At 64.7% G+C, this 1787-nt stretch carries 2 protein-coding genes; one reads left to right on the top strand and one right to left on the bottom strand.

Annotation, left to right across the window (positions count from 1 at the left end; genetic code table 11):
* Position 1: 1 nt before the first annotated feature.
* Entirely contained in the window at positions 2-343 is a 342-nt protein-coding gene (locus EOA24_RS36675) for a DoxX family protein (protein WP_245501948.1), read from the top strand.
* Between the two features lie 81 nt (positions 344-424).
* Here the strand turns inward: EOA24_RS36675 and EOA24_RS36665 are convergent.
* Positions 425-1787, bottom strand: a 1363-nt coding sequence (locus tag EOA24_RS36665; protein WP_281059925.1) for a glycine cleavage T C-terminal barrel domain-containing protein, incomplete at its 5' end; no start/stop codon positions are given.

The following is a 1787-nucleotide window of genomic DNA, read 5'->3' as shown; positions in this document are numbered from 1 at the left end:
CATCATGACCGCCTTGCAGTTCATCGAACATGGCTCGCAAAAACTGTTCAACTTCCCGGTAAGCGCCCAGCCGCACGCCCTCACCGGCCTGACGACGGCTGCAGGTATCCTCGAATTCGCCGGCGGCATCCTCTTGGCGCTCGGTCTCTTCACCCGCCCGGTGGCGTTCCTCCTGGCCGGCGAAATGGCCATCGCCTATTTCATGGCGCACTTCCCGCGCGACTTCTTCCCGGCCAACAACGGCGGCGACGCAGCCATCCTGTTCTGCTTCGTCTTCCTCTACCTGTTCTTTGCCGGTTCGGGCGCCTTCGCGCTGGACAATCGCGACAGCGCCAGAGCCTGATGGCAGGATGCGCGCCAGGAGGCTTTTTGTTTTGACGCAATTCCGGACGGAAAACCGCTTCGCACTTTTCCTGGAATTGCTCTAGCCGCGCATCCGCTCGAAATTGGCGTCGAACAGCGGCGCCGCCTGGATGCGCGCCGCGTGACGCTGGCCGAGGATCTCGATCTCGAAACCGTCCGGTCTGTCGGCAATTTCCTTCGGCACATAGCCCATCGCAACCGATTTCTTGGAATTATGCGCGTAGCCGCCCGACGTGACCCAGCCGCGCACTACACCGTCATGCCAGATCGCCTCGTCGCCGATCACATCGGCATCGGCGGCATCGACGATGAAGGCGCGCAGCCGAAGCTTGCCGCCCTCTCGCCGCTCGGCGAGCGCCGCTTCCTTGCCGATGAAATCGGCGTCCTTGCCATAGGCGACGAAGCGGTCGAGCCCGGCCTCGACCGGCCCGTAGATCGGCCGGTATTCGCGCGCCCATGAGCCGTAGTTCTTCTCCAGCCTCAGCGCATTGAGCGCGCGCGAGCCGAACAGGCCGATGCCGAGTTCCTCTCCCGCAGCGAGCAGCGCCTGGTAGGCGGCGCGCTGGTATTCCGGCGCCACCCAGATCTCATAGCCGAGATCGCCGGTGTAGCTGACGCGGCCGACAAAACATGGCGCCAAGCCGATATCCATCCTGGCGACCGCCATGAAGGGGAAGCCCGCGTTGGAAACATCGGCGCGGGTGACCTTGGCGAGCACCTCCCTCGCCTTCGGACCGGCAATCGCAAGGCCGGTGAGCTTCTGGCCCAGCGCCTCGATCCGCACCGAGCCATCCTTGGGCAGATGCGCCTCGAACCAGCGCATGTGATACTGCTCGGCGATGCCTGAGCCGGCGACGAACCACTCTGCGTCGTCGATATTGGCCAAAGTGAAATCGCCGATCAGTCTGCCGTCGTCCTTCAGCATCGGCGCCAGCGTCATGCTGCCGCGCTTGGGCAGCTTGCAGGCGAAGATGCGGTCGAGCCATCCAGCCGCGCCCTCGCCCGTCACCCTGTATTTTGCGAAGTTGGAAATCTCCGAAAGCCCGACGCCGTTGCGTACCGCCGCGACTTCCTTGGCGACATGGTCGAAGTCGGTCGAACGCCGCCACGAGAACTCGTCCTTGACGCCGTCCGGCGCATACCAGAGCGGCACTTCGAGCCCGTAGGACACGCCCCATTGCGCGCCCCTGGCGGCCAGCGTGTCGTAGAGAGGCGTCGTCTTCAGAGGACGCCCGGCCGGCAGCTCCTCGTTCGGGAAGCGGATCGAGAAGCGGCGCGAGTAATTCTCGCGCACCTTGGCGTTGGTATAAGCCATCGTCGCCCAGTCGCCATAGCGCGCCACGTCCATGGCCCAGATGTCGGCGCCCGGATCGCCCTCGATCATCCAGTTGGACAGCGCGAGGCCAACGCCGCCGCCCTGGCTG

This window comes from Mesorhizobium sp. M2A.F.Ca.ET.039.01.1.1, assembly GCF_003998035.1.
In the GTDB taxonomy this organism is placed as follows: domain Bacteria; phylum Pseudomonadota; class Alphaproteobacteria; order Rhizobiales; family Rhizobiaceae; genus Mesorhizobium.
The sequence above is the reverse complement of the archived record's forward strand: the minus strand, read 5'-3'. Positions and strand labels throughout refer to the sequence as shown.